At 46.5% G+C, this 18498-nt stretch carries 19 protein-coding genes; 13 read left to right on the plus strand and 6 right to left on the minus strand.

The window, feature by feature from the left end; genetic code table 11:
- Positions 1 to 69 precede the first annotated feature (69 nt).
- Entirely contained in the window at positions 70 to 753 is a 684-nt protein-coding gene (locus tag OZ401_RS22165) for a DUF1997 domain-containing protein (protein WP_341470709.1), read from the minus strand.
- 366 nt (positions 754 to 1119) lie between these two features.
- Between OZ401_RS22165 and OZ401_RS22170 the strand changes: the two genes are divergently transcribed.
- From OZ401_RS22170 to OZ401_RS22185, 4 genes are all read left to right on the plus strand, one after another.
- Positions 1120 to 1905, plus strand: a complete 786-nt coding sequence (locus tag OZ401_RS22170; RefSeq protein ID WP_341470710.1) for an inositol monophosphatase family protein — start codon at positions 1120 to 1122, stop codon at positions 1903 to 1905.
- On the plus strand, positions 1902 to 2612 hold the full coding sequence (locus tag OZ401_RS22175) for a Type 1 glutamine amidotransferase-like domain-containing protein (protein WP_341470711.1): 711 nt from the start codon (positions 1902 to 1904) through the stop codon (positions 2610 to 2612). The genes OZ401_RS22170 and OZ401_RS22175 overlap by 4 nt, the downstream gene beginning before the upstream one ends.
- 316 nt (positions 2613 to 2928) lie before the next feature.
- Positions 2929 to 3234, plus strand: a complete 306-nt coding sequence (locus tag OZ401_RS22180) for a hypothetical protein (protein WP_341470712.1) — start codon at positions 2929 to 2931, stop codon at positions 3232 to 3234.
- A 303-nt stretch (positions 3235 to 3537) separates the two neighbouring features.
- Positions 3538 to 5013, plus strand: a complete 1476-nt coding sequence (locus OZ401_RS22185) for a toll/interleukin-1 receptor domain-containing protein (RefSeq protein ID WP_341470713.1) — start codon at positions 3538 to 3540, stop codon at positions 5011 to 5013.
- Positions 5014 to 5408: 395 nt separating this feature from the next.
- Here the strand turns inward: OZ401_RS22185 and OZ401_RS22190 are convergent, their stop codons facing one another.
- From OZ401_RS22190 to OZ401_RS22200, 3 genes are all read right to left on the minus strand, one after another.
- Positions 5409 to 6170 carry a ferritin-like domain-containing protein gene (locus OZ401_RS22190; RefSeq protein WP_341470714.1) on the minus strand — a complete coding sequence of 254 codons (762 nt, stop codon included), beginning with the start codon at positions 6168 to 6170 and terminating at the stop codon, positions 5409 to 5411.
- A 455-nt stretch (positions 6171 to 6625) separates the two neighbouring features.
- The gene (locus tag OZ401_RS22195; protein WP_341470715.1) at positions 6626 to 7669 is read right to left on the minus strand and encodes a metallophosphoesterase family protein; all 1044 of its coding nucleotides are present in this window, start codon (positions 7667 to 7669) and stop codon (positions 6626 to 6628) included.
- A 351-nt stretch (positions 7670 to 8020) separates the two neighbouring features.
- The gene (locus OZ401_RS22200) at positions 8021 to 9337 is read right to left on the minus strand and encodes an IS4 family transposase (protein WP_341470716.1); all 1317 of its coding nucleotides are present in this window, start codon (positions 9335 to 9337) and stop codon (positions 8021 to 8023) included.
- Between the two features lie 414 nt (positions 9338 to 9751).
- On the opposite strand from OZ401_RS22200, the gene OZ401_RS22205 reads away from it, so the two are divergent.
- The 6 genes from OZ401_RS22205 (at position 9752) to OZ401_RS22230 (ending at position 14767) form a co-directional block, all read left to right on the plus strand.
- The gene (locus OZ401_RS22205; RefSeq protein WP_341470717.1) at positions 9752 to 10786 is read left to right on the plus strand and encodes a LacI family DNA-binding transcriptional regulator; all 1035 of its coding nucleotides are present in this window, start codon (positions 9752 to 9754) and stop codon (positions 10784 to 10786) included.
- Between the two features lie 108 nt (positions 10787 to 10894).
- Positions 10895 to 12283: an ABC transporter substrate-binding protein gene (locus OZ401_RS22210; protein WP_341470718.1), complete on the plus strand. Its 1389-nt coding sequence runs from the start codon at positions 10895 to 10897 to the stop codon at positions 12281 to 12283.
- A gap of 132 nt (positions 12284 to 12415) precedes the next feature.
- Positions 12416 to 13336, plus strand: a complete 921-nt coding sequence (locus OZ401_RS22215) for a carbohydrate ABC transporter permease (protein ID WP_341470719.1) — start codon at positions 12416 to 12418, stop codon at positions 13334 to 13336.
- Between the two features lies 1 nt (position 13337).
- On the plus strand, positions 13338 to 14228 hold the full coding sequence (locus OZ401_RS22220) for a carbohydrate ABC transporter permease (protein WP_341470720.1): 891 nt from the start codon (positions 13338 to 13340) through the stop codon (positions 14226 to 14228).
- Positions 14229 to 14368: 140 nt separating this feature from the next.
- On the plus strand, positions 14369 to 14515 hold the full coding sequence (locus tag OZ401_RS22225; RefSeq protein WP_341470721.1) for a hypothetical protein: 147 nt from the start codon (positions 14369 to 14371) through the stop codon (positions 14513 to 14515).
- A 66-nt stretch (positions 14516 to 14581) separates the two neighbouring features.
- Positions 14582 to 14767 (plus strand): hypothetical protein, encoded by a 186-nt coding sequence (locus OZ401_RS22230; RefSeq protein WP_341470722.1) that lies wholly within the window; start codon positions 14582 to 14584, stop codon positions 14765 to 14767.
- A 63-nt stretch (positions 14768 to 14830) separates the two neighbouring features.
- Here OZ401_RS22230 and OZ401_RS22235 read toward each other — a convergent pair whose 3' ends face one another.
- On the minus strand, positions 14831 to 15400 hold the full coding sequence (locus OZ401_RS22235) for a tetratricopeptide repeat protein (RefSeq protein ID WP_341470723.1): 570 nt from the start codon (positions 15398 to 15400) through the stop codon (positions 14831 to 14833).
- Positions 15401 to 15637: 237 nt separating this feature from the next.
- Between OZ401_RS22235 and OZ401_RS22240 the strand changes: the two genes are divergently transcribed.
- On the plus strand, positions 15638 to 16498 hold the full coding sequence (locus OZ401_RS22240) for a bifunctional transcriptional activator/DNA repair enzyme AdaA (RefSeq protein WP_341470724.1): 861 nt from the start codon (positions 15638 to 15640) through the stop codon (positions 16496 to 16498).
- Positions 16499 to 16690: 192 nt separating this feature from the next.
- Here the strand turns inward: OZ401_RS22240 and OZ401_RS22245 are convergent, their stop codons facing one another.
- Complete coding sequence (locus OZ401_RS22245; protein ID WP_341470725.1) at positions 16691 to 17125, minus strand: hypothetical protein; 435 nt, start codon at positions 17123 to 17125, stop codon at positions 16691 to 16693.
- Positions 17126 to 17633: 508 nt separating this feature from the next.
- Here OZ401_RS22245 and OZ401_RS22250 point away from each other — a divergent pair.
- Together OZ401_RS22250 and infA are read left to right on the plus strand one after the other, a co-directional pair.
- The gene (locus OZ401_RS22250) at positions 17634 to 17969 is read left to right on the plus strand and encodes an RNA-binding regulator (RefSeq protein ID WP_341470726.1); all 336 of its coding nucleotides are present in this window, start codon (positions 17634 to 17636) and stop codon (positions 17967 to 17969) included.
- Between the two features lie 200 nt (positions 17970 to 18169).
- Positions 18170 to 18364: a translation initiation factor IF-1 gene (gene infA, locus OZ401_RS22255; RefSeq protein WP_341471847.1), complete on the plus strand. Its 195-nt coding sequence runs from the start codon at positions 18170 to 18172 to the stop codon at positions 18362 to 18364.
- Positions 18365 to 18498 lie beyond the last annotated feature (134 nt).

Below are 18498 nucleotides of genomic sequence, written 5' to 3' on the forward strand. Positions count from 1 at the left end.
TTCAACAATTTACTACCGGAATTTGCGGCAGCTATTGGGAATAAAAGGGGTTGATTTGGTTAAGCTAGCTCAATTCACATCAAAACTTGATCTATCCGGTTTCACATAGTACGCTTTTGGTGAACTGGAGTTTCCGTCATGATGATGAACCGCGACTTTAACCTTCTCTTCAGCTCTCTCAAAGAGATGTTGTACCCGCGTATGGTTTTTATCGACCCAATGCTTGAAATCTGACGGCACATTCTGACTCATACCCTCGCCTACTTTATTCAGCTTTAAGGACATCAAACCATCGCCCATTTTGCGTAACATTGGCATAGGCAGGAAAGACAAGAATTGTGGCACTTCAATCTCTATTTGAAGGTTTACCTTATATATAATTTCGCAGTGCTTATCGTCCGCTTTTAATATCGCTTCTCCACCGAAACTTCCGGGGAACATCACGCCCGCATTTGGTCCCATGCTCTTTTTTAATTCTTGCGGGTTTATGGGAACAGGCACCATTTTCACAATATGATTTTCTACTACTTCGTGCCGTACATCAAAAACCACGCCCATGTCATGACCACGCCCATCATCGGCGGAAAAAATCATGCGATAGCGCCCATCCTTAAAATGCAGTACCCTATTTACTTCTGGCAAACGTGGCAACACATAATTAAAGTCGGTAAAATAGTCATATACGACTTCAACGGGAGCCTCCAGCCGGATTAAACGACGGAAATCCCCACTTACCCCTACTAAATCTCCCATAAGGCGAAAGTCTCCTGTTTAACCAGAACAATTCCGGTACTATAGTTACTACAAATGGTGTTTTAGGCAGAACACAATAATGAATATAAAAAAAGTATCGCATAGTGGCTAAACACCGTCTGTAGCAAATACTACACTGAAAGCTAAAGGGCAGTTGCAAGTTCGGAAAGGAAGTGCAGGTGGAACGCCTGCCGGGGTCGCAAGGGGTGTCCCCTTGAACTCACCTTCTCTCCTCCTCTCCGGCGGAAGCAGCGTTTCTTGCAACAGCCTTGCTGAAAGCTAAGGGCTTGCTTTGTGCTATACTATTGAGCGTTTAGGAATAACCAAAATTGCATAGAAACCTGATTATCAGGAGGCTCATATAAATTGAAAGAAACAGCTATTCTCGCCGCCCGCGAAGCCGGAAAATTAATGCTGGATTGGCGACAGGCTCTCCCGCCCGGTCCCGCCGCAGTGGATTATAAAAGCGCCAAAGATGTGGTTACCGTAGTGGATAAGCAAGCGGAAGACCTTATAATCAGCCATATCCGCGCGAAATTTCCGGAACATGCCATTCTAGGTGAGGAAGGCGGCTTGCTGAAAGGTTCGGCAGAATCTCCTTACACTTGGGTGATTGACCCCCTTGATGGCACAGCTAACTACGCTGCCGACCTCGCCGCCAGTTGTGTTTCTATCGGGGTGTTGGACGGTAATACTCCTGTTCTCGGTGTGGTTTACAATCCTTTCCGGGATGAGCTTTTTGTAGGTATAAAAGGTGGGGGCGCATTTTTAAACGACCAGCCAATCCGGGTTAGTCGGGAAGCCATATTAGAGAAATCGCTGATGGCATTTGACCTCGGCTATAACGAAGAAAGAGCCATACAGCAATTAAGAGAGGCGGCTTTCTGGCGATCTCGCGTGCGAACTATGCGCATTCTGGGAAGCGCTGTGCTGGCGCTATGCTATGTAGCTTGCGGAAGGTTTGACCTTTTCTATCACGGGGCTTTACATGCCTGGGATTTGGCGGCGGCTGCCGTAATTTTGGAAGAGGCGGGGGCAATCACCAGCAACCATATGGGCGAACCACTCGATATTTACCAGCCTTCGGTAGTAACCGGAAATCCTGAGATGCACCGTCTATACTTCGAAGTTAGGAAACAATTCGCAGGATGAGCAGCAAAACTTTCATTTTGACAGGCGGAAACGAGTTTGAGAAGGGGCTGGAGTTTGCCGATCAAGAAGCTATTGCGCTTGCCGGGGCAGCTTCAGCTTCACCCGGTTTATGCTTGGTAGTGGCTATTACTAATAGTCAGCGCAAAGGCGAGGAATTGAGTCAGGCGGGCGCGTTTTGGTTCAGCAACATGGGCGCGCGCAACTGCGAAAGGCTAGTGCTGAGTAGCCTCGAAGCTTGTAATGACCCTCAAAATCTGGCAAAGCTGGAAAAAGCGAGTTTGCTTTATCTGGTAGGCGGCGACCCGGCTTTTATGTTGGAATGTATTCAAGACTCAGAATTAAAGGTTGTCTTAACCAAAAGCCTGACCCGCAACGGAGTGTTGGGCGGTAGCGGCAGCGGGGCAGCGGTATTGGCGCAATATGTGTACCTTGAAGATAGGGACGAATTAGTTGCCGGGTTGGGATTAATCCCGGCGGGTTGCCTCATCCCGTATCACAGCAGCAAGGGGCGCAAATGGGCAAAGCGGTTGGCGGAACTACTGCCCACTGCGTATGTTTTCGGCGTTGATGATAAAACTTCGGCTATCGGCTATGATAACAATTGGCGCGTTTACGGGCGCGGTTGGGTAACAGTTTATAAGGGTGGCAAGCCCCGAAAGTTTGTTAGCGGGCAACCTTTTATGCTCAACCCAAAACGGCGAGTCTAATCTACCCCTTCAAACCAACTTAGTTGGCAAATTATTCCCTAATTCAATAGCAAAACAAATAATAGTATTAAAATATCATTTAAATTTTAGATTCTTCTAAAATTCGATGACATTTTAATCTTTTTTGTTATGTTGGTTTTGTACAATTCTAATTAATGGAGATGGAATAAAAAAGAAACATTATGATAGTAATTTCGTAGTAAAACATGAAGGTATCTAATAATTACTATCCGTTAATAATGAAGTATGTTTTTAAATACGAATAAAATCTCCTTTGCCAGAGGAATCGTTCTTTATAGTAGAGAAGGGGTCTGAAATGAACTTTATAATTAGAGCCGCAAAAGAAAATCCAGTGTTGTGGGAAATCAATCGCCTTGAAGAAGAACGCGCCGAACTTTTAATGCGAGATTATCTTTCTCGTACTGACAGAGCAAGGCTTACAGAACTCCGCGATAGAATAGCTGATCTATGGGAAAAGCGTCGCCATGAAAAAGACCCGTATTATGAAAAGCGGGAATATAGTGTAAGTACGCCCCCTGAAGATGAAATGTTCTTTCGTGATAATCGGCGTGGCCCGCGTTTGCGCACACGCTTACCAAAAGGCGATCGGGACGCAGCATAATAATAAAATGCTTATATATGGCAAGCGGGGTTCATTGCCCCGCATTTTTTTTACAAAAAAACGAATCCGAGTGGGGCTCTCAGAGGTGCATCCCCTGTGCGGGGTCATAGAGGGTTGACTCCAATTGATACTGATGGTATTGCTTCTCGTGAATTTATTGCCTGTCGAGAGCAAGCATTAAGTTGCGAAAAACCCATAGCTATTTACATACCATATAGATTGAAACAAGATAGTCAGGTTCAGGACATTCAGTTATAATTAAAGAGATAATGGCAGCTTAAGCGCATTAGTGGGAATATAACTATGCCCGAAACCATTCCCTCGCTAAAATTACAGGTTTTTCTCTGCCACGCCTCTGAAGATAAACTTGCCGTACGCGCGCTTTATGAGCGTCTGAAAACCGAGAATTGGATTCATCCATGGCTGGACGAGGAAGAACTGATACCCGGACAACCTTGGCGCTACGAAGTTGAAAAGGCTTTGGAAGAGAGTCACCTCATTTTGGTGTGCCTCTCCCCCCAATCTGTGGCTAAACAAGGCTATGTTCAGTATGAAATAGAAACCGCGCTTGACTATGCCAAATATATGCCCGAAGGAATGAGTAATATCATACCTTTGAAATTGACGGAGTGTAAAATCCCACGAAGGCTAAGCAAATGGCAATACGTCAACTATTACGAGAACCAAGGTTACGAAAAACTCCTAAAAGGTTTGAGTTTACGAGCCAAAAAACTGGAGAAACCAGCGCATGTAGCCGTTTCAATCCCTACTGCACCTTCAATCCCTACTCTATCCCGTACACTGCCCATAGAAGCATCTCGTATATCGCTCATACCATTCATACCTTCTAAATCAATTCTTTTAATCTTATTACCCATCATATTAGTATTGTTAGTATCTTTTACCTTAATTAATCCCTTTGGTTCAAACTCTTCTGCTAATCCTACCAACACCATCTTTGCTCAACTTACAACCACAGTTACTCCAGTAAGGGTAACCTCGACATCAGTTCCAACCACAATTGTTATCCCTACGACCGCTACTAACGTATCAGCACCAGAAGGGAGCGCCACTACAAGTTTACTAACGGCTACTCCCACCTTCTCACCGAGTCGCACAATTACCCCTCAGCCCGGTACAACTACCAGCCCCACCGCAATAGCAGTAGCGTTTGATTTTGCTGCTCCCGGCAGCAACACTATGGGAATAGCTTGGGATGGCAAAAATCTGTGGCTATCCAACAACGATGCAACAATTTTTCAGGTTGATACTCAAGGTAACACATTGGGTTCTTTCCGCTCGCCTGATGCAACCCCAGAGGGTTTGACCTGGGAAGGGTCTAATCTATGGCTTATTACTAGGAATTACAGCTTCATTCACCGCCTTCAAGTTAACGGCGTAAACTTGAAGGAAGTAAGCAAATACCCCGCTTCTAGAGACGGAGTAATTGGTGGCGGAGTTATAACCGACCTTGAATGGGTAGACCAAAATTTATGGTACTCAAATCAATATGTTATACGAAAGTTGGATGCTTCGGGAAATATTCTTACTAATCTGGCTTTCCCAAAAAATATTTTGGGGCTTGCCTGGGATGGCAAAAAATTTTGGGTGGCGCACGAAAATAAAACCCCCTTCGATATGGTAATTAGTACGGTTTCTATTGAAGGTAAAATTTTGGCTACTTTTCCCTCTCCCGTACAGGAAATAGTAGGGCTTGCTTGGGACGGTGGATATTTGTGGGCAGCTACCGAGAAACAAATATATAAGTTAAAGGTGTAGCACACAACTACGGCTTCCTTGCTAGGAGACAACAAAATGAGAGATAACAGCCCCTTTTTGCCATGCGGTTAATCATCAAAGTGGGGTTAACTGGATCAATGCGCAGGCTCAATTCTTAGCAGAACAAGTCAGAGATGAAACCTCTGAGGTGGCGAATAATTACAAAAAAAAAGTGGGCTACCAGCCTGACAATTCTGGCAGCCACACCTGAGGGGGTAGGGGAAGAGATTTGAAGTAACTCACCAGGAGGAGTTGGTTTGTTACTTCGATGACTAATGGTAATAGTTGATCTTATCTATGCCGGTTAACTATCTTCCGGTAACTGTATTCTAGGGGATAAATATTAAGGGGGTAATAACGTCTCTTTAAAAAGATGTTATCATTGGGTTAAACCTTTATTCCTCTTTCCACAAGCCTATTCCCGCCATTCGATGCAAATGTCCGTTTATGTTGCGCTCTGTAATCTTCGCCAAATCCAAACCAAACTGAGCAGAAGTTTCCGCTTCATCTATAACCAACCCTACCAGCAGCATACTATACTCAGTATGGCGCGTGACAAGTTGCGCTTTGGTTTCTTCATCGAGCTTTTTGACGAGCTTTTTTAAATAGGTTGTACCAAAAGCAATATGGCGGCTTTCATCATGGGTAGTTTTGTTGAGCATTATCTTGAGCAGCGGGTCTGCAATGCGTTGGGCTGCCTCGTGAAAAACCTCTAAAGCCAATCCTTCCAGCAGCAAGTGCAAGCCGATGAATTTTTCTTCCGGATTCTGCACCGCCAATAGTCGCTCTACAAATTCCCGGATATGCTCATTAGGATTCTGCACCTTGCCGAGCATTACGATATAACGATTGAAAGCCTCTATGTGGCGGATTTCATCCATAACCTGAGTTGCCAAACAAGCGCGTATCTCCATATCTTGCACTTGCGAGACTAGTTGGCTGGCAATAAGCATCGCCGCCTGTTCGCCATAGAGAAAATTGCTCAGCACCTGCGCCCCGGCAGCGCGTTGAATGGGGTCGAGGGCAGTACCAAGCTCCCACGGCAGATCAGCGGCATCCCATTGCTCACGCTTAGCGCGGTGGTATAGCTTGGTTTCTTCTTTCAAAGAAAAATCGTACTTCTGTACCATTAAATCATTTGCCTGCGAACCCGCCATAATAAATACTCCCCGATTACTTATTGTAATTATTCACCCCCTACCCCCTCAAGTGGGAATAGGAGAGAGGAGTTCAAGGGGACACCCCTTGCCACCCCGCACAGGGGTTGCACCCCTGAGAACCCCGCTCGGATTCGTTATCCCCCTCAAGTGGGAATAGGAGAGAGGAGTTCAAGGGGACACCCCTTGCCACCCCGCACAGGGGTTGCACCCCTGAGAACCCCGCTCGGATTCGTTAACCCCCCTCAAGTGGGGAATAGGAGAGAGGAGTTCAAGGGGACACCCCTTGCCACCCCGCACAGGGGTTGCACCCCTGAGAACCCCGCTCGGATTCGTTATCCCCCTCAAGTGGGGAATAGGAGAGAGGAGTTCAAGGGGACACCCCTTGCCACCCCGCACAGGGGTTGCACCCCTGAGAACCCCGCTCTGGCTGAATTGTTACTAATTATTTTTGATTAGCGCGGTTTCAAAGTAAGCTTGTCACGCTCTTTTCCGGTCTCATCAATAATTTGTACGTTCATTGCTTGTTGCGTTACATCAAAACTGGCAAAATGATAGAAATCGCCACTCCACCCGGAATAGGGATAAGAACCGCTCGTTCCGATTATAAGCTGATAAATTCCGTTACGAACACTCTTATTATACAGATGTTCATGCCCCGTGATATAAGCGGTGACATTATTATCCATCAGCAATTTCCAAAAAGCATCGCGCTCTGCCGGGTAAGCATCGAGACTATTGCCCACATGCGGACCTGCCGGATAGGCAGGGTCATGGCTCATCACCAGAATATAGGGCTGGCGCGTGGCTTTCAAATCCTGTTCCAGCCAAGCTAACTGAACCTTGCCCAATTGGTGCGGCTGACTCGGTAGTTCGGAAGCCACCGATACAAAATGCACCGCACCAATATCCAGCGAATAAGCATAGCCCTTAAAATCTGCGGGTCCGTTCTTGGGCAAATCGGGGAAAGCTTCCAAATATAGGGGCGTGGCAGCTTTGCGATAGTTCGTCTCATGATTGCCGATAGTGGGCAGAATGGGGATGTTGCCGAGCGCGGCAAAAGGTTTTAGATGCCCTTCCCATTGCGTCTTTACCACCGAATTATTGTCCTCAGCGTTGATGATATCGCCAACCAACAGCGCGGCTTGCGGCTTATACTCTTTGGAAAGCGCGAGCAGTTTATCAAATATAGGCGGCGGCTTCAAGCCTGCGGTTCTAATATCGCCATACACAATAAAACCAAAGCGTTGGAAGGCGGGCGTAGGCGAGGCAATCGGCAGCGCCACGGTGGTGGTAGCGGCAACCGACTGCGAAGTTGCAACCGTAGTCGTGGGTACAACTGAAGTTGGAATAGCAGTGGGAAGTGGCGTTGGCGGTATCGGAGTGGCAACTTCCCCACAAGCCGACAACCAACCTAGCGAAAGCCCTCCAAAGGCAAGTCCGGCTGCCTTTTTCAGAAAGCGGCGGCGCGTATTCCGGTTCATGTTATTCTGGCTCATTTCTCCTCTTTCCTAGTTATAGGCTCAGCCACATTATAATGCGGGTTACGCCCTTCTGGAATAGCAAGCATTACCCGGAATGCTTAGAGTTTGATAAGCCTTTACCCTACCTCCGGCAGAACAGTTGCAAGGTCGGCATTTCCATTTTCAACGACCACCCCAAACGTTAAGAATATCGTTTTTGTATCCCCGGATGGGGAATACGAACCCGAACCTCCGAACCCGTAGGGGCGGTTCGCCTGCGCCCCGTAGAGGGTGTGAACCGCCCTTCTTTTATTGCCCCTACCCAAATGAATTTACCAACCCCTCGCGGGCGTGTCGAGCCCATTGAGTCCAACAAATACGTTTGTTCTAAGGTTTATGAGCATAACGGGGCTTTCTAATGAAACATAAATCAGGTGGTAAGGGCTTGTACAAGTCCCAATCAGGCGTAGGTGCAAGGATTTTAGTGCGAGTGGAGGGGCGAATAAACCGCACCTCCCGTCCATACTTTATGAAGCTTTCTAAGGGGTCATTGCCGTCATAGGCAAATTGAGGTAAATATTCGATCATTAAGGCTAACGAGACCTCAAATGGATCTACCCCAGCCCGTCCCGCTATTTCCATTTGAAAAGCTTGCAGAATTTGCGCTATGATCAAAGTCGCCCAGACCTGTTGCAAGATTACCTGGTTTTTAGCGCTCCATAACAGGTGCAGTTTCAAATGCACTTTGAGAGTTTTGAAGGCGAGTTCGATGTCCCAGCGTCTGGCATAGAGCCGGGCTATTTCGATTATCGGCAACTGCTGCGGTTCGGTTACATTGGTAATATAGCGGTGTAAGTGCTTTCCCACTCGGAATTGAACTAAGCGTACCGCGTGCGCCGCTTGATCGGCTCTGTAAGCCCCTAACCAGATTAGCTGATCTTTAGTATCGCCTTCTTCGAAGAAGGAATGCAGCAGGGTATAACTGGTTTTCTCACGCAAGCGACTTACCCACCAATAGGACTGTTCGGTCAGCCAATCGAACCATTCAAAGCCAAAATAGCCCAAGTCAGCCAGCACCAAACTGTATTTGGGCAAGTTTGAAACCATTTGACGGGCTGCCACCTTTTTGTTTTGGTGAGGCTTTTCTTGGTACTCAATAGTGCGCCATTGCTGCCGACGGAGGTCAAACAGGGCGCTGAGTTTGCCGGGCAGCAAGCGCTCATCTCCTTGGGGCACTTGACGCAGGGAGGGCAAATAGCGCGCTACTTGGTCGAGGGTGGTTTCATTCAAAGCCAGCACTTCGGCGGCGAAAGGTGCCAGCGCACAAGTTGACCAGACTTCAAGACGTTGCTGCAACAACTGGGAAATATGTTGAAACAAGGCTTGCAAGGGTTTAATATCGGCACGTTCTAGCCGTTTGTACACCGCTTCATCGCTGATAGGAAAGCGTGGATAATGCCAGAGTTTACCCAGATACAACATCCGCCACAGAGATAATTGTTGGGAAAAGCCCCGCAAGACACACACCAACAAACCAGACCATAAGCACAGATGGGGTATGATGGCGGGACGTCCTCTTCTTTCGCTACGCTGAGGTTCAGGGGCAAATGAGCAGAGTGCGGTTTGGAGGAAAGTCTCGATGTCAGTAAGGAGTGGTTCGAGCGCGGGGTCGGGCTTTGAACCTTGATATTGCAGGCTAGGCAAGGCACAATCCTTTCTTTCTAAAGCAAAACATAGAAATTGGAAAGATTATGCCAAAATTCCCCATCCCTTGCAACGACTTTATCCATTCCTTTTTAGAACATTCGTATTTGTTGGTCTAAATGATTCCGATGCGCCCCTACCAAATCCGAACCCCCAAACCCTTTTACCAACCCTCGCGGGCGCATTGGAAAACACCCTTCTTTTATCTGAATCGTTACAAAATAAAAACCAAAAGGAAAACACTATTGACAAGCTCGTAAAAGTAGCGTATAAAATAGTTAAGCGCTTTACTATTTTTCACACAACATTTTTGGCATCTAAATTTCTCGTACCCATAAGGCATTTGCACCAACTGCCAAGGTTTTATATTTGTCTATTGGTTAGCTATTTTGTCAAAACAGGGGAAATTGTTCGATGGCGAACATTTACGACGTTGCTCGTCTGGCTAAAGTATCTACTGCAACCGTCTCAAAAGTTCTATCCAACACCCCATATGTTAGTCAACACACCAAAAAACGTGTTCTAGAAGCAATTGAGAAGCTTCATTACAGCCCTAGCTTAGCAGCGCGAGGCTTAACCGGAAGTCGCACCTATGTAATCGGTCTGGTAGTACCCTACGACCCCGATTACCTTTTTAGCGACCCTTTTCTCTTGGAAGTCATACGGGGGGTGGAGAGTGTCGCCAACGATAATGACTATAACGTATTAATCTCAATGGCAAAAAGCGCAGACCAACGCAGCGCCTATACCAAGTTGGTGCGTACCGGCTATGTGGATGGCGCAGTTACACTTGAAACCTTTGAGGGCAACATTGCCAGTAAAGTGCTGGAAGAGCAAGGAATACCCTTTGTTTCAATCGGGTATAGCGATGCTCCAAATCGCCATAATTCGGTTAGCGCGTCAGATTACACCGGCGCGTATGAAGCAATTTCCTATCTGATAAAGCTAGGGCATAGCCGTATCGGAATTATATGCGGGCCTTCCCATTTTATGAGCGCGTTGGAAGAACGGATGCGCGGTATAAATGATGCGCTGCAAGCTCATGCGATTGAGTTGGATTCCAGTTTGCTCACCTACGGGGATTTTACTTTAGATAGCGGCTACAAAGCTTGTAATGAGCTACTTTCATCTGAGAATCGACCCACCGCTATTTTTGCAATGAATGACCGAATGGCTATGGGCGCTATGCGCTGTGCCAGAGAATATGAACTACATATACCGCATGATCTGTCTCTAGTAGGGTTCGACGATATACCGATGGCGGTGTTGGTTGAACCCCCCTTGACCACTGTCAGGCAACCTGCTGTGGAAATGGGGCGGTGTGCTACTCAGAAACTACTGGAAATGATCAATGCAGATGTCCGAGAGTTTGAGTCTATAGTGCTACCGGCTGAACTGATTATAAGAAGTTCAGCCGCCGCGCCCCATTGGGGTAGAGCAAATAGCTGAACTCTACCGACAGGTTTTGTCTCTCTTGTTACAAGACAGATTCTGGGCTAAATTGTTTGAATTTTAGGCAATCAATCCAGATACTCAACTCAAAGAGGAGGAAAATTTATGAGAACTATTAGTGCGGCTAAACGTTTGTCGCTACTGGTGGTACTTGCTTTGTTATCAATGGCGATACTGGCGGCTTGCGGTGATAACACTGCTACTCCGGTACCCGCTACAACCGCCGCTGCTGCTACGACTGCCGCTGGCGCTGCCACAACTGCTGCTGCTGCCGGTGGCGGAACAGTAAATACCACCGTGAAAGGTGATGTTACTGTTTGGGGTTGGAACGTTGCGGCTAAATCGCTGCAAGCGGACGTAGAAGGCTTCAACAAACTTTATCCTAACGTCAAAGTTACCGTTCAGGACATTGGTCGTCTGGATGTTTACGATAAACTGACTACCGGATTGGCAGCGGGTGGCGTAGGCTTGCCCGATGTTGTACAGGTAGAAAGCGATCACATGGATGTTTATACTTCCAAATTCCCCGATGGCTTCGCCGATTTGACCGAAAAAGCCACCAAGTACGAGAAGGATTTTGACCCTTCCAAGTGGGCACAATCCAAAATTAACGGCAAGATTCGCTCAATCCCGTGGGATTCGGGGCCGGTAGGCGTATTCTATCGCACCGATATGTTCCAGAAAGCGGGCGTTGACGCTACCAAAATCGAAACTTGGGATGATTATATCGAAGCTGGCAAGAAGGTTGTCGCGGCTAACCCCGGCGTGAAGATGAATACTATCGACTACACCAAAGATGACGGCTTGTTCCGCATGATTTTGGGACAGCAGGGCGGCTATTACTTCAATAAAGACGGCAAGATTACCTTGACCTCTCCTGAAGCTGTAAGCGCGATGACCGTTGTCAAGAAGTTGAACGATGCGGGCTTGTTGCTCAATAGCTCTGGTTGGGACGGTACGGTTGCCGCCAACAAGAACAACAAAGTTGCTACCCAAATCTTCGGCGTATGGTGGAGTGGTACCATTATGTCGGAAGCGCCTGAGCAAAAAGGTCTTTGGGATGTAATGCCTATTCCTGCGCTGACCAAAGGCGGCTCTCGCGCCAGCAATTTGGGTGGTTCTACTTTGGCTATTCCTGCCAAGACCAAGAACTTGGATGCGGCATGGGCTTTCGTAGAATATAGCATGGCTACCAAAGATGGTCAGAATAACATTATCAAGAATTTTGGTATCTGGCCCAGCTACATCCCGGCGTATAGTGACCCGTTCTATTCTGCCAATCAGCCTTACTTCAACAATAAGCCGATTTGGAAGATGTTCGCCGATCAAATCCCTCAGTTGAAAGCGGCGTATTACACCGGTGACAACGACAAAGGTTTGTCGGTGGGAGCGGATGCGCAAGCGGCGGTATTGAGCGGAACCGATCCGGCGGCGGCGTTGCAGAAAGGGGCGGACGCGCTCAAGCAACAAACCGGGCGTGATATTCTGAAGTAGTTACTCACATAGGGGAGAGCGTGCCATTGCGGTGCGCTCTTTCAAACTCATTAAATACGCCACTTCAAAGCAAAATTCCCAAATAGAGCAGCTTTCGTAAGAGGAATGTACCCGCTGCGAAGGAGATAACCCATGCAAAACGTTTCAACCCGACCGAAACAAGGTTCGGGAGGTTGGAAAGGCTTCCGGCTTAGCCCGAAAGTAGCGCCATATGTATTTGTCGCGCCTGCCTTAATTTTGTTCTCTATTTTTATGATTTACCCTATCATCTACTCTTTTTTGCTAAGTTTGCAAAAGAACGTAGCGGGAGAACAAAAATGGGTAGGGCTGGATAATTATAGCCGCTTGCTAGGGGATGAGCTTTTTCGCAAAGCCCTTTTCAATACCTTCATAATACTGATAATCCAAGTTCCGATACAGCTTTCTCTGGCAATGCTATTAGCTGTTGGACTTAATTCCAAGTTTTTGCGAATGAAATCCTTCTTCCGGGCAGTATATTTCTTACCCGCGATTACCTCGCTGGCGGCTGCCTCCGTAATTTTTAGGATTTTGTTCGCCGACCCGGACGGTTTCGTAAACTCATTCGTATCGGTGTTCGGCTTTGGGCCTATCCACTGGACGCTGGATGAAACCTGGAACCGGGTATTGCTAATTTTGGCAATTACTTGGCGTTGGACAGGTTATAACATGGTTATATATCTATCGGGTTTGCAGGGTATCCCCGAAGATTTATACGAAGCGGCGGCAGTGGATGGCGCAAGCCGTAGCACCCGCTTCTTCCGCATCACTATTCCGTTGATGCAGCCGATAATTCTATTCACCACGATTTTATCAACAATCGGCACACTCCAGATTTTCGATGAAAGCTACCTCTTAACCAATGGTGGTCCGCAAAATGCCACAATGACGGTTGGATTTTACCTTTACCGTACCGCTTTCAGGCAGGCAGATTTCTCCTATGCTTCGACTATCGCCTATGGCTTGCTGGTGATTATCGCGGTGCTATCATTCCTGCAATTCCGGTTTACCGGAGGTCGAGAGGAGGCAAGTTAAGATGGAAGCGGAAGTCAATATGCGAAGTAACGCCATGCCCAGAGAGGTTGGGCAGCGCGGCACTTTATGGGTAGTGCGCAAGGTTCTGATGTATGCCGTGTTAATAATCGGTGCAATTATATCGCTGTTCCCGTTCTATTATATGTTCATGGCTTCGACCCTGACTAAATCGGACGTGTTAGCGCAACCACCTAAGCTTTTACCGCAAGATAAGCTCTTTGAAAATATAGACCGCCTAATGTCGGATTCTTCCCTTAAATTGGCAGAAGGCATCTGGAATTCGGTGATAATCGCGGTGCTTTACATGGTGCTGAGCGTGTTTATCGCCTCGCTTTCCGGCTATGCTTTTGCCAAATATAAATGGCGTGGGCGTGATCTTATTTTCGGCTTGTTCTTGGCTACCTTGATGATTCCAAGCCAAGTTACCTATGTGCCTTTGTTTAAGATTATTGCGGGGGGAAATCCCTTTGATTTGGTTTGGTTGGGTACTATCCAAGCGGTAATTCTGCCCGGTTTGGCAAGCCCCTTTGGTATCTTCCTAATGCGCCAATCAATGGGGCAATTTCCCGATGAGTTGATGGATGCCGGGCGGATTGACGGCGCAGGGGAGTTCGGTATTTTCTGGCGATTGGTGCTTCCGGTAATGCGTCCTTCGCTGGCAGCGTTGGCAGTTTTCATGTTTATGAGCCAATGGAACAATTTCTTCTGGCCCCTAGTGGCGCAAGTGGATACCATTCCGACTCGGATCGGGGCGCTTTCCGGCGCAAGTCTGATTGATTATAGCGGTATCATGACGGTTACAAGCCTGTCGGTGCTGCCCATTATGGTAGTATTTTTGCTGATGCAACGCGAATTTATTAGCGGCGCATTGGCGGGTTCGGTCAAAGGCTAAGCCCCTTCGTTTGTTGCCCCTACCCAAAGGAATTTACCAAACCCTCGCGGGCGTGTCGAGCCACGCCCCTACCAACCCGAACCCGTTCTCGTAGGGGCGTATTCAATCAAATACGCCCTTCTTTTATTGCCACAACCCAAATGAATTTACCACCCCAACGCGGGCGTATCGAGCCACGCCCCTACCAAACCCGAACCCCCCATCCCATAAGATTTATTGCTACCCCCACGCCCTTACGAATCCCGACCAAACGCGAACCTGAAACAATCCATGCCAAATTTGCGTAGATTTAGGGATGAAATATACAAACACTGCTTATGTAAAGGTTGTATCAGGGGATTCAGGGGTTAGCTATGAATTATCGTAATAGTCGAGCGGTAGAGCTTGTGGTAAAGGGCTTGATTGCGCTAATAACGCTGGTGGTACTTGCTCAGCTATTTAAAGGTGTATTTGCGATTATTTCAGCGCTTCTGACGATTACCATTATCACGGTAGGCTTGATTGTTTTATTAAAGGCTCTAAACAATCGAAGATATTAAACAAAAACCCCTCGCCTATTACTGCGGCAAGGGGCATTTGAAAGCCAGTCATTTAGGTAGTAACTAACTAGCCTTATATCTGTAATATTGTTCTTTTTGCATCTTTAGACCTTGCTCAAGCTGCTCCCGTGTTAGGTAGCCCAACGCCACCAGAATTTGCCCTATCGGTCTGTCATCACCCACTAGAGAACATTCTTCGTGGTATTTCACAGCGTGCTGGAGTTGCTTGAAAGTAATAAAGCCCTGACGCATCAGAAATTCGCCCAGAAAAGGCACAACGCTTGAAGCGTTTGTGGTCGCTTTAGCTGCTTCTCCCTTATACGCCCGCTGCCAAAAAGTGCTTCCGCTTGTAAGCGAACCAGTTCCCAAAGAACGCGCTCTTGCCTGTGTCAGGTAAGCCCGTGCAACATCATGATTAGGGTTGTTGGCAAGCAATCTTTCTAGATAAGATACTGCCTCAACATTGCCGATATTGAGCCAACCCATCCACAATAGGGCTGTTTCGTTATTAGGTTCTATTTTTAAAACTTGTTTAAATATGCTTTGAGCATTTTGGTGATTTCCCGCGGAGGCTTCGGTTACGCCCTGATTTATCAGCGATGATAAATCTAGCTGTTTATTATTTCGGTTCATATTTCTCTTGACCCCTAATTTTATTCTTTAACCCAAACCCAACACCAGAAGTGAGAACTTTGCTTAACACGTATATATTTCAGTAGGCTTATTATATAGCATATATGTTATTTTTTTAGTTAAACGTTTATCTTTAGGTAATTACAGTTTTATAATCTAAACAGCAAGAAACGGATAGAATTTTAATAACTGCTAGTTATATGATGGTTCTCGGTACAAATTATAAGGAGAAAAAAAGTGGAACAAACTTTTGCTAAACAAACCGAGATGATTCGGGAAGCATGCCGATATATCGAAGAAAATGCCGATAGCCCCATTACGCTGGCGCAGTTGAGCAACCACTTAAACGTTAGCCCTTTCCATTTTCAGCGCGCTTTCAAGCGGGAAATGGGAATTACCCCACGCCAATATGTTGAAATCTATAGGCATGAAAAACTAAAGAGTAATCTAAAGCTCGGCGAGGCGGTGGCGGATGCTACTTATGAAGCGGGTTTCGGTTCAAGCAGTCGCGTGTACGAAAATGCGGGTATGCGGCTTGGTATGACCCCTGCCAGATACCGTAAAGGCGGCGAAGGGGTAAAAATCAGTTACACAATTGCAAATTCTCCTTTGGGGTTATTGCTGTTAGCAGCAACTGCGCAGGGCATTTGCGTAGCCAGCTTCGGGGAAGATGAACAGAGTTTGGAAGCAGCTTTGCGGAAAGAATATCCCAACGCGATTTTACAACGCGATGAGGCTAATTTGCACGAATGGATTAAATTGATCTTAGAGCATCTTAAAGGAAAAACCCCCAAACTCGACCTACCGCTTGCCGTTTCCTTTACGCCCTTTCAAGGAAAAGTTTGGGAGAAGTTGCGAGAAATTCCCTATGGAAGCTCTTGCTCATATCGCGAAGTGGCGCGGGCAGTGGGTAATTCTAAAGCAGCGCGGGCAGTGGCGCGGGCTTGCGCTTCAAATCCGGTTGCCTTGCTCATTCCCTGCCATCGGGTGGTACGCGGCAACGGTGAGTTGGGCGGCTATCGGTGGGGGTTAGAGCGGAAGCGCACCTTGCTTGAACGCGAACAAGAAAATATTAACGTGGCGGAAAAAGCCGTTTGAATTTGACCCTGAACCTTTCCCACCATATTCGCAATTTAAATACGCTAATCCGAACTGCAAACAGGACTATGAAAAATAAAATAACCAGAAATATAAAAGTAAAGGCGGGATTAAGCCCAATCTTGAAAGTTTCTCGAATTAGCAAAAACAAACCAAGCCAGATGATTAGTACAAGCCATAGGATTTTGGCGTTCATCTGTCGCTCTTCTTGCTGACAAAGCGATAGTCACCGGGTAATTGCTGGAAAGTTTGAGGGGGCAAAGATTCCAGCACATGTTCACGCTCTTCTGGAGTCATTTGCTCAAGGCGGTGGATAAGATTGGGGATTGCACGATAACTGTCGGCAAAACTGCGCATCATTAGCATTGTAAGTAATAAGACCATCGGAATACCTACGAGCGCAGTTAACCCTACTGCCATTGAATGTTGGTTCCAGAAAAAAGCCGAAACCAATATTACAAAACCAAGCTGTACGGCTAACACACACCCCATTGTTATACGCAGAAAATAGAGCCAGTCGTAATATTTTTCTTCAAACTTATGATGACCTACTCTTTTACAAATACCGAGCAGAAAAATAATAGCAGCCGCTTCATAGCCTATTGCCAGTAAAATCCGCTCTACCATACTAAGAAACTCCCCACTAAAGTGAAAATTAATTCTTTTCTTGGTGCATATTATATTATCGTTGCTACCAAAACGCTATAACCTACAGGGCGGTTGCAAGAAACGTTTTTAGGGCAATAATCTGCTGAGAGTAGGAAGGGGACACCTCTTGCGACCCCGACAGACGTTCCACCTACGACATGCTATAAATACAGGCAAAAACTAGAGGATTTAAATAAGTATTAAAGTGAAAACGCACTATTGCACTAATTCTGTACACAGAAAATCTTGTATAAAATCTTGTTATGTATTACAATTGTAAGGTTGAAATGAGTTTGTATTTTTAAAGACATTCATACTCATTCGACATGTAGCCACTTAGACTGGTGTTTGTGAACAGACCTCAATTATTCCTGTCAGTTCCTCTCCTTTTCAAGTGCCACTTGTTAATTGCACAGTTGCTGCAATTAAGACCAGATTTCAGGTTTATGTTCCATTCCGGTGCGCCGGATTAAGAAAGGAAAGTATTTTGGGCAAGAAACTTTATGTAGGAAGCCTTTCCTACAGTACCAGTGAAGCAACACTTGAGCGAGTATTCGCACAGGCTGGCAGGGTCGAATCCGTACGTCTGATTATGGATCGCGATACCGGTCGCCCCAAGGGTTTTGGTTTCGTCGAAATGAGCACCAATGAAGAAGCGCAGCAGGCTATAACCATGCTAAACGGTTTTTCACTTGATGGTCGCGCTATCATCGTAAACGAAGCCCGCCCGCAGGAATCTCGTGGCGGTGGCGGTGGTGGTGGTTTCTCGCAGGATCGTCGCGGCGGTGGTGGCGGCGGTGGTCGCGGTGGATATCGCTACTAATATTTTGTAGAAATATGCTGGCGGGGCGGCGTTTTGCCGTTCCGCTCGTTTATTTAAAACCGTAAAAAATATTCTTGAAAGGATATATTTCAATTTTGAACAAACCGAGAAATAACTATAATAATAATAACCGTAACAAAAAACCCAATCCCGCGCCAACTACCTCCTCAACCCCTCAATCTAATCCAGATGCAGTAGCGGTGGATGGTAAGGTGGTAAAAGCGCTTCCCAATGCAATGTTTGAGGTTGAATTGGATAACGGACATAGCGTTTTAGGGCATATCAGCGGTAAAATTCGCAAAAACTTCATCCGAATCTTACCGGGAGATCGTGTGACTTTGGAACTCTCCCCGTATGATCTTACCAGAGGTCGTATTACGTACCGTTTCAAATAAAATCCAAATGGTATAACACTTAATTGTGTGCGGGTATTTCGTACGAAGGTAATTTGCCGAGCAAACCTGCGAGATACCCTTTTATTTTGCTTACAAAACGAATCTTTTTGGTAGTTTTTAAACCAGTTTGCAAA

The sequence above is a fragment of the Candidatus Chlorohelix allophototropha genome, assembly GCF_030389965.1.
Taxonomy (GTDB): domain Bacteria; phylum Chloroflexota; class Chloroflexia; order Chloroheliales; family Chloroheliaceae; genus Chlorohelix; species Chlorohelix allophototropha.

Bases quoted from the DNA above. Each gene is read 5' to 3' on its own strand.
- OZ401_RS22185 (WP_341470713.1), top strand. From the start codon at position 3,538: ATGCCCGAAACCATTCCCTCGCTAAAATTACAGGTTTTTCTCTGCCAC.
- OZ401_RS22180 (WP_341470712.1), top strand. From the start codon at position 2,929: ATGAACTTTATAATTAGAGCCGCAAAAGAAAATCCAGTGTTGTGGGAA.
- OZ401_RS22235 (WP_341470723.1), bottom strand. From the start codon at position 15,400: ATGAACCGAAATAATAAACAGCTAGATTTATCATCGCTGATAAATCAG.
- OZ401_RS22165 (WP_341470709.1), bottom strand. From the start codon at position 753: ATGGGAGATTTAGTAGGGGTAAGTGGGGATTTCCGTCGTTTAATCCGG.
- OZ401_RS22195 (WP_341470715.1), bottom strand. From the start codon at position 7,669: ATGAGCCAGAATAACATGAACCGGAATACGCGCCGCCGCTTTCTGAAA.
- OZ401_RS22230 (WP_341470722.1), top strand. From the start codon at position 14,582: ATGAATTATCGTAATAGTCGAGCGGTAGAGCTTGTGGTAAAGGGCTTG.
- OZ401_RS22205 (WP_341470717.1), top strand. From the start codon at position 9,752: ATGGCGAACATTTACGACGTTGCTCGTCTGGCTAAAGTATCTACTGCA.
- OZ401_RS22225 (WP_341470721.1), top strand. From the start codon at position 14,369: ATGAATTTACCACCCCAACGCGGGCGTATCGAGCCACGCCCCTACCAA.
- OZ401_RS22220 (WP_341470720.1), top strand. From the start codon at position 13,338: ATGGAAGCGGAAGTCAATATGCGAAGTAACGCCATGCCCAGAGAGGTT.
- OZ401_RS22215 (WP_341470719.1), top strand. From the start codon at position 12,416: ATGCAAAACGTTTCAACCCGACCGAAACAAGGTTCGGGAGGTTGGAAA.
- OZ401_RS22245 (WP_341470725.1), bottom strand. From the start codon at position 17,125: ATGGTAGAGCGGATTTTACTGGCAATAGGCTATGAAGCGGCTGCTATT.
- OZ401_RS22175 (WP_341470711.1), top strand. From the start codon at position 1,902: ATGAGCAGCAAAACTTTCATTTTGACAGGCGGAAACGAGTTTGAGAAG.
- OZ401_RS22210 (WP_341470718.1), top strand. From the start codon at position 10,895: ATGAGAACTATTAGTGCGGCTAAACGTTTGTCGCTACTGGTGGTACTT.
- OZ401_RS22190 (WP_341470714.1), bottom strand. From the start codon at position 6,170: ATGGCGGGTTCGCAGGCAAATGATTTAATGGTACAGAAGTACGATTTT.